This window comes from Paenibacillus sp. FSL R5-192 (assembly GCF_000517845.1).
GTDB lineage: Bacteria > Bacillota > Bacilli > Paenibacillales > Paenibacillaceae > Paenibacillus > Paenibacillus amylolyticus.
This window is the reverse complement of the sequence record NZ_ASPR01000019.1, coordinates 1-8921: the sequence shown is the minus strand read 5'-3', so window position 1 is coordinate 8921 and position 8921 is coordinate 1. Positions and strand designations below refer to the sequence as shown.

The 8921-nt window shown below is 44.4% G+C and carries 8 protein-coding genes, 1 tRNA gene and 1 rRNA gene; all 10 read right to left on the bottom strand.

Annotated features, from left to right (window positions below; all coding sequences use genetic code 11):
- Positions 1-147: 147 nt before the first annotated feature.
- Positions 148-1242, bottom strand: coding sequence for a hypothetical protein (locus C161_RS16785; RefSeq protein ID WP_036607295.1), 1095 nt, complete (start codon positions 1240-1242; stop codon positions 148-150).
- Between the two features lie 235 nt (positions 1243-1477).
- Entirely contained in the window at positions 1478-1630 is a 153-nt protein-coding gene (locus C161_RS16780; protein WP_036607296.1) for a small acid-soluble spore protein P, read from the bottom strand.
- A gap of 21 nt (positions 1631-1651) precedes the next feature.
- On the bottom strand, positions 1652-1828 hold the full coding sequence (locus C161_RS32795) for a hypothetical protein (RefSeq protein ID WP_017691325.1): 177 nt from the start codon (positions 1826-1828) through the stop codon (positions 1652-1654).
- Positions 1829-1857: 29 nt separating this feature from the next.
- A complete protein-coding gene (locus tag C161_RS16775) occupies positions 1858-2196 on the bottom strand; it encodes a hypothetical protein (protein WP_036607297.1) in 339 nt (112 codons plus the stop codon).
- A 192-nt stretch (positions 2197-2388) separates the two neighbouring features.
- Positions 2389-2477: transfer RNA gene (locus C161_RS16770), tRNA-Ser, on the bottom strand.
- Positions 2478-2675: 198 nt separating this feature from the next.
- The gene (gene serS, locus C161_RS16765) at positions 2676-3959 is read right to left on the bottom strand and encodes a serine--tRNA ligase (protein WP_017691327.1); all 1284 of its coding nucleotides are present in this window, start codon (positions 3957-3959) and stop codon (positions 2676-2678) included.
- Positions 3960-4232: 273 nt separating this feature from the next.
- Positions 4233-4823: a pyridoxal 5'-phosphate synthase glutaminase subunit PdxT gene (gene pdxT, locus C161_RS16760; RefSeq protein WP_036671585.1), complete on the bottom strand. Its 591-nt coding sequence runs from the start codon at positions 4821-4823 to the stop codon at positions 4233-4235.
- 217 nt (positions 4824-5040) lie between these two features.
- Positions 5041-6429: a D-alanyl-D-alanine carboxypeptidase family protein gene (locus C161_RS16755; protein ID WP_036671584.1), complete on the bottom strand. Its 1389-nt coding sequence runs from the start codon at positions 6427-6429 to the stop codon at positions 5041-5043.
- Between the two features lie 416 nt (positions 6430-6845).
- Positions 6846-8303, bottom strand: coding sequence for an IMP dehydrogenase (guaB, locus tag C161_RS16750; protein WP_036607306.1), 1458 nt, complete (start codon positions 8301-8303; stop codon positions 6846-6848).
- A 367-nt stretch (positions 8304-8670) separates the two neighbouring features.
- A 5S ribosomal RNA gene (rrf, locus tag C161_RS16745) occupies positions 8671-8787 on the bottom strand.
- Between the last annotated feature and the right edge of the window lie 134 nt (positions 8788-8921).

The window sequence follows — 8921 nt, the reverse complement described above, 5'->3', positions numbered from 1 at the left end:
CTCCCGGCTTCCCCCATCGTAAAACGACCACAAAAAAAGGCCAACCAGTAATTACTGGCTAACCTGATAATACGAAAAAACCGCCTGTACCCAAGCGGAAGGAGATTATCCTTCACTTGAATCACAGACGGTTTGAACTCAGCGAGATTAGTATCCGTATGAAGCGTTCATCAGTTCTTCGAACTCTTGCATAGTAATTACGTCATCGCCAGTAGGGATGTTGATTTTGAATGCTGCTTTTTCGTTAATCTTAGTGTACGTATTGGAACCGGTAAATGCCAATTTCACTTCGTCTTTTGTACCTTCTGGCTTGATCAGCACATCAGCGACCATCTTTTGATATACAGGGAAGTCGTTTTTGTCCAATGCGAAATCGATGTTGAATTGGTTGATTGTCAGAACATCTTTCAATTTATCCAAGTCTTTAGCCATTTCAGCCTGATCTGCTTCAGTGATCTTCAGATCTTCTTTAGCTTTGTCGATATCAGCCTGATCCATTTGCAGCATTTCACGATATTCCTCTTTGGACAGAATATCCAATACTTTAGGCATAGCTTTTGTTACCAGTACAGTAACTGCTTCTTTAACATTGTCATTATTCACTGAGAATTGTACAACTTGCTTCGCATCTACACCTTCAGGAAGTTTTGCATCTTTGGTGTCTAGATTTTTGAAGAATTTAGCTTGATCGTACTCGCTCAGCACTGCGTCCATGACTTCGTTGCTCAGCTTTTGAGTTTTGGCTGCGTCCATAGCATCAGGGTTCCATTCCGTACCCTCTTGCTCAGCCAGTTCTTTCAGGTCCAACTCTAGGAACTTGTTAACAACATTCTCCGGAATCGGGAAGAACGGAATATTCGGCACTTTCACATAGAGTTTCTCTGCCGTCATCACCATTGGGATGTTAAAGGTCATACCCATGTCGCCTTTAAGCTCGATGCCAAGAGTCATCTCTGTCTGCATTGGCTCACTTTGGTATACACCTGTTACATTCAACTGAGCATCCTTCAGCATGCTCATAAACTGAGTCATAGTAGGATCAGTTTGTGAAGCATCCCCAGGTTTATAGCTCAATTCATTAATAGTGAAATTAGAACTCATTTCATACGAAGTCAATTTGGAAGCATTGGCCGCAGCCGTCTTCAATGCCTCTTTTGGTTCCTGCTTGCTGCTACATGCTGTCAATGCCATAGATACGGTCAACAGCAACGTGAGAAGAAGCGCTCCCATACGTTTAGTCATTTGTTTCTCTCCTCTCGTGATAACCCCAAAAAAAAGTAATTCAATATCAATGATATACCATATCACCAGATACCGAAACCTAATTTGGGAAAAATGTGATCTTTCCTCTTTAAAATGGCTACAAAGACCTATGTCAGCTTTGGGAATAACCATGTGCCTGTCTTTATATATGTATGAATACGCAAAAGCCCCCTGTTAGGTAACAAGGGACTTTTGCGTGAATCTGTTTCTTCTATTAACCTTGGGGATTCAAATGATCCACATGATTTTGATTTTTTACTTTTTTGGAACCGGATAATGGTTCCTGCATGGAAGAGCGTTTGGATGAATGACGATGCTGTTCGGATGCTTGCGCTTCCGGTACGGGAATTGTTTTTGGTTTGCTCATATTATTGCCCCCTCATCATTGTTAGGAATGGGATGGGTCCCTATCTTCCGTTTTGTCATGATTCAGTGCATCCTGATGACGGCGATCATTAATATCTTGCTGAATTTGCTGGGCATGATGACTGTTTACGGCAGGCTGCTCCAGATCATCGACTACATTTTGCAGGTTTTTGTCTACTCCCGCTTTGGCTTTAGTCAATTGAGTTCACTCCTTCAGATTTCAGGCTATTATCTCGTTTGGGATTGTAACGACTGGGCGCATTCATGAATGTGCCGTGTATAATCGTGAGCCAGTTCCTGAATCGGTTCTGTACGCTCATCCGTCGTTCGTCCATCCCGTTCCACATCAATCAGCTGTACGCTGACTTCACGGGAATCGACATATGCACATTTGAAATCAAAAGAGTACATCTCGTGCCCTGCTGTAGCAATGTGTATCCGAATCGCCTGCTGATCGGCTTCATCGGCCATTACCTGAGCCTGGTCTCCAACATTCAGGACTTGAGGCAAACGTTCTTGCCAAGCCCCTACAAGCTCTGTCTGATCGATGTTTAACTCGCGGTTCATCTTACCACCTCCACTCCTATAAAGTGCGGCGATGCAGATGTTTTTATACATATTAGCCTTATTCAAAATATAACGTTGTACTGAGCAACGTATACATCGGTCACCAACCTGTATGCTCACTACGCTGGACAAACTCACAACGCAAAAAAGGACCCGAGCGAGATCGCTCGAATCCTTGTTATAAGTGTAGTATGGCGGAGAGGGTGGGATTCGAACCCACGTGGAGTTGCCCCCTAACGGTTTTCAAGACCGCCCCGTTATGACCGCTTCGGTACCTCTCCAGGGAAATTAACTTTTATAAACTTGCCACGAAAAGTATCATACCACATCTCGACATTATAATGCAACCTTTTTATATTAAAATTGATAATCTCGTATCAGACAACTTCCTCAGTTATACAAAACACTCCAATCCGCCATTCCGAAATGACGGATTGAATTTGTATTCCCCTTGATGAGGATGGTTAGCTAACTCTTACTTAAGAGCGACGTGCAATCACACTTGCACCACCCATATAAGGACGCAATGCTTCAGGAATAACAACCGTACCATCTTCCTGTTGATAGTTCTCCAGGATAGCGGCTACCGTCCGTCCAACTGCCAATCCTGACCCGTTCAATGTATGCACAAATTCCGGTTTCGCTTTTGGCTCTCTGCGGAAACGGATATTGGCACGACGTGCCTGGAAGTCCTCACAGTTGGAGCACGAAGAAATCTCACGATAGGTATTGCTCTCAGGTAACCATACTTCAATATCATACGTTTTAGCTGAAGTGAAGCCCATATCTGCCGTGCACAATGTCAGGACGCGATACGGCAAGCCCAACAATTGAAGCACACGCTCCGCATTTTGAGTCATTTGCTCCAGCTCTTCATACGAAGTCTCTGGAGTAGAGAGCTTGAGTAGCTCTACTTTGTTGAATTGATGCTGACGAATCAAGCCGCGTGTATCCCGTCCAGCCGAACCGGCTTCAGAACGGAAACAAGAGCTGTATGCCACAAAGTGCTTTGGCAATTGATCTACATTCAGAATCTCTTCGCGATGATAGTTCGTTACCGGAACTTCAGCAGTAGGGATCAGATAATATTCGGTATCTTTCAACTTGAACAGGTCTTCTTCGAACTTAGGCAGTTGACCTGTTCCAAACAAGCTGTCCCGATTAACGATGTATGGAGGCAGAATCTCTTCATATCCATGTTGATCGCTGTGCAGATCCATCATGAAGTTAATCAATGCACGTTCCAGACGTGCGCCCAGACCTTTATAAAAGGTAAAACGGGAACCTGTTACTTTGGCAGCCGCTTCAAAATCAAGAATATCGAGATCCTGCGCAATTTCCCAGTGTGCTTTTGGTGCAAAAGTAAATGACTTCGGCTCTTCCCAACGACGAATCTCAACATTGTCGTCTTCAGAAGCTCCAATAGGTACACTTTCGTTAGGAATGTTCGGAATCGCCATTGTGAGATCATTGATCTTCACTTCCAGTTCCCGAACTTCTTCGTCCATGGCTTTGATTCGATCAGAGACTTCACGCATCTCCACAATCAGATCATCAGCATTCTCACGATTCTTCTTCAGTCTAGCAACTTCTGCGGAAACTGTATTCCGACGGCTCTTCAGCGTTTCACTCTCTTGAAGCAATTCCCGACGCTTGGCATCCATCTCGGTAAATCCAGCGATAAGATCCAGCGATTTGCCACGTTTAGTCAATGCTTCTTCTACACGTGCATACTCATTCCGCAATATTTTCACATCAAGCACGATATACCCCTCCTAAATAACCTCACAACGTGAAGCCTTATGTTAAATCCATTCTCATAACTCTACTGTATACACCTTACTATATACTTATCGGAACCTGTAACCCAAAAAACAACCTATATCCCCCTTGTCACCCTCCGCTGCGATTCCCGCTATGAAGCAGATACAGGCAACATCAGGCATCCGTTCAGATGCAACTGCCAACCAGTGGCCTTACACGGCTTCTGGTGAAGTGATCCGATGACCGGGAGATCATAGGTTGTACATCATGCATTATTTAGAGTCTACCGTGTGTTTGTAGGATCTGGCCATGTCTACAAAATAAGTATGCAGACGATAGTCATCCGTCAATTCCGGATGGTAGGAGCAAGCCAACAAATGTCCCTGACGAGCCGTAACAATCTCATCCTTGTATGTGGAGAGAACCTCCACCTGGTCTCCGACACTCTCGATCAAGGGCGCCCGTATAAATACAGCCCTTACCGTTTCCTCAATGCCTTTGACTGGCAAATCCGTCTCAAAACTTTCTCTCTGCCGTCCAAATGCGTTTCGGGATACTGTCATATCCATTAGCTCCAAATGAGCTTCTTCTTGCCCTGCAATGTGTTTAGCCATAACGATCAAGCCAGCACAGGTACCAAATACCGGTTTGCCCTCAGCAGCAAACGCCCGAATGGCATCCATAAACCCATACTTGCGCATCAGTTTACCAATCGTTGTGCTTTCCCCGCCAGGAAGGATAAGACCATCCAAGTCCTCCAATTGCTGAACCTGCTTGATAGCTATACCTTCTGCTCCAGCACGTTCAATACTTCGAATATGCTCTGTGACAGCTCCTTGAAGTGCTAAAACGCCGATCTTCATACGCTCATTCCCCTTCTCTTACCAGCCACGATCTTGCATACGGTAAACGAACATTGTACTTTTTTACTTCATCATACGTGAATTCTAACTTGATATTTTACCGGAAAAATTGTAAATATACAATCCATCCGGTCGGAATAACTTGTATTTTGTCAATGATATGACCATGTAAACATTAAAATCATGATCATACTCTTTCCATGAAGTTTGTTATGGACTAAAACAGGTTTTTAATCCCGTCAAAAAGATCCACAAAGAAATCCTTCACAGCACGGAAGAACAAACGGAACCATCCGCCTTTTTCAGCCTCTTCAGCAGTGATCAAGTTCACTGTTTTTTCCTGTGGCTCAATTCCATCTGCTTTATACGTGTACGTTACCGTACCAACCTTCGTACCTGCCTTGAGTGGTGCTACCAACTTGTCAGCCTCAGTTACGTTGGCTTTGAACGTCACATCCAGGTTCTGAGTACCTTTGGGTACAACAAAACTTACCGCATTATCTGTTACAACAGGAACGGTTGTTTCTTTCCCTTTTTTCAAAGGTACCGCTTCCCAGCCCGTCACTTTGGTCTTGCCTGCAACAGCCTGTTTCACTTCAAAGTTGTTAAATCCATAGTCCAATACCTTTTTAGTTTCTCTGAAACGTGCGGATTCCGAATCTGTGCCCATAACAACACTAATTAGACGCATACCGTTACGTTCTGCTGTACCTGTAAAGTTATTACCTGCGTTCGTGGTATGGCCTGTTTTCATTCCATCCAGACCTTCATAGGCATAGCTTTTGAAATTGGTTATATTTTTATTCGCTTCCAGCATCCAGTTGTAATTGATAATTGGAGCTTTATCATTGGGACGGAACTTGTAGGATTGAATCGTTGTAAATTCTGTGTAGTCCGGGTGATCCATAATGATGTATCGGCATAGAATTGCAGCATCCAGAGCGGACATCACTGTTTCCTTGTCTTCAGCTGGGCGGAAGTCAGCAGGCATATCTGCTCGATCCAGACCCGAAGAGTTGATGAAGAACGTATCCTTCATGCCCATACGCTTCGCTTCATCATTCATCATTTTCACGAAAGCTTCTTCCGAACCGGCAACATGTTCAGCCAAAGCAACCGTAGCATCATTGGCAGAGCCAACAGCCATAGCAATATAGAGATCCTTAACTGTGTGCTGGTCACCTTCCGCGAGGAAAATTCGCGACCCGATACTTTGTGCAGCATTCTTTTTAACAGTTACAATATCGTCCCAACCGAATTTACCTTGTTTGACTTGTTCGGCGACAATGTACTCTGTCATCATTTTGGTCATACTTGCAGGTGGCATCGCTTTATCCGCATCAACATTTAGTAGAATCTGTCCCGTTGAGGCTTCCATAAGCACTGCAGATCTAACTTCAAGCCCGAGTGAGTCTACCCCAGGAACCTGTACAGCTTTCTCCGTCTTTGTTGTTGTTGCCGCAGCAGTCAGAACCTGACCGGAGTTATCCGCAGCAGCCATGACCGGCATTACTGCAGACATGCAAAGCATGTTAATTAGCATTACCGAGGCTACGCTCTTTTTGAGCATTTGGCGTTTCTTTTTATTCATGTGTTTGGCTTTCAATGATGAATACTCCCTTCGATCCAAAGCATTGTTAATTGCTTCAGTGCAGCTTATGCTGCGATTTTCTTGTTCCCTAACCTGTGTGTTTGATGTATGAGATGTGTACTATATGCGCTGTATCGAACGAGCAATATTATTGCTCCTAAAGTTCGTTGTCGATTGTCACTTAGTCCGCATTTTGCAAATGCTTATGTAAAAGGACGTCCGCGCTTCTGTTTAACTGGCAGCCTTTTCTGGCACTGCATTTGCTTTTCAAAACCATATTCATAGATTCACGTCAAAAAGCCGCCGCAACGCCTTAATCCATCCATGGATCGTCACCGCTTGTTCTATTCTATCACAGGGGTATCTGCAAAAAAAGACAGACCCGGTGAAAATCACCGAGCCTGTCCTGGAAATGATTAACTCTCTTCAGATTACAACGAGTAGTTAGGTGCTTCTTTGGTAATCTGTACATCATGGGGATGACTTTCGCGCAGTCCCGCACCTGTAATTCGGATAAAGCCTGTATCGTTACGAAGTTGCTCCAAGTTACTTGTACCACAGTATCCCATACCCGAACGAAGGCCACCAATCAGTTGGTGGATCGTATCAGACAAAGGCCCTTTGTAAGCGACACGACCTTCGATTCCTTCCGGAACCAGTTTCTTGTCATCATCTTGGAAGTAACGATCTTTACTACCTTGTTTCATTGCAGCCATTGAACCCATACCGCGGTATACTTTGTAGCTACGTCCTTGGAAGATTTCAGTTTCTCCCGGGCTTTCTGCTGTGCCGGCAAACAAACTTCCCAGCATCACCGCGTGTGCGCCTGCAGCCAGTGCCTTTGTAATTTCACCAGAATATTTAATCCCACCATCCGCGATAATCGGAACTCCATATTCGCGTGCCACTGTTGCACAATCGTACACTGCAGTTACTTGAGGTACACCAATACCAGCGATAACACGTGTTGTACAAATCGAACCTGGACCAATACCTACTTTGACTACCGAAGCCCCTGCTTCGATCAGGTCACGAGTGGCAGCGCCAGTAGCGACGTTACCTGCAACGATGGTCAGGCTAGGGAAACGTTCACGAAGCTGACGTACAGCTTCAATGATATTGATGTGGTGTCCGTGAGCCGAGTCTACTGTAATCAGGTCGACGCCAGCTTGTACCAAAGCATCTGCACGTTCAAATGTATCTTTGGAAATACCAATCGCTGCACCAACCAACAAACGTCCTTGAGCATCTTTGGCTGCATGAGGGAATTGAATGGCTTTCTCGATATCTTTAATTGTGATAAGACCTTTCAACGTGTTTGTCTCATCAACTAATGGAAGTTTCTCAATCTTGTGCTTCTGAAGGATACCTTCAGCTTCTTGCAGTGTAGTGCCAACAGGAGCGGTAACCAAATTCTCATGAGTCATGACTTCGCTAATTTTGATGCCGTAATCATGAATAAAACGCAAATCGCGGTTGGTCAAAATACCAACCAGCTTCTGATCTCCTTCAATAATAGGTACACCGGAGATCCGATATTTCGCCATTACTGCTTCCGCATCAGATACCAGATGATCTGCCGTCAGTGAGAACGGGTTTGTAATAACACCACTCTCCGAACGCTTAACACGATCTACTTCTTCTGCCTGTTGTTCAACCGACATATTTTTATGGATAATACCGATACCGCCTTCACGTGCAATGGCAATAGCCAATGTCGCTTCAGTTACTGTATCCATACCCGCACTGATCAAAGGAATATTTAGCTTTACAGTATCACTCAAACGAATAGATACATCTACTTCTTTAGGCAGTGTCTCGGATTTCCGTGGCACTAGCAATACATCATCAAAGGTGAGGCCTTCCTTACCAAATTTATCTTCCCACACGCAAGTGTTCCTCCTTATGTTTGCTCAGCTTTACGGTCCAAAACCCGAAGATTCCAGGCTGTATTTTACGCCGAAAATACGTTTTCTGAAAAATTTATTATTGCCATCTTAGCAAAGCGATATTTAGACTGTCAAGGAAAAGTACTTGGTTATATCAGGTGTATTGCCTGATGAACACAACTGTTTTTCCAGAGCGGACAAGTCTAGTTATTACGCAAAAAAACGTCAATTCGTATCGAATAACGTTACCTGTATACATCCTATTGTGCTGAGAAATCACCAAATTCAATCTGTATACTAATCCCATACTGCATAATAAAACTATATAATAAAAACCACCACCGAATAACATCGGCAGTGGTTCTTTGCTTGGCGGCGTCCTACTCTCCCAGGACCCTGCGGTCCAAGTACCATCGGCGCTAGAGGGCTTAACGGTCGTGTTCGGGATGGGTACGTGTGGAACCCCTCCGCCATCGCCACCAAACGCGTAGCTTACATTTCAGAGATCGTTCTCTGAAAACTAGATTCGAAACGAAACATGCGAATTACAACTTGCTAATTGGATAAGCCCTCGACCGATTAGTACTGGTCAGCTCCATGCATTGCTGCACTTCCACC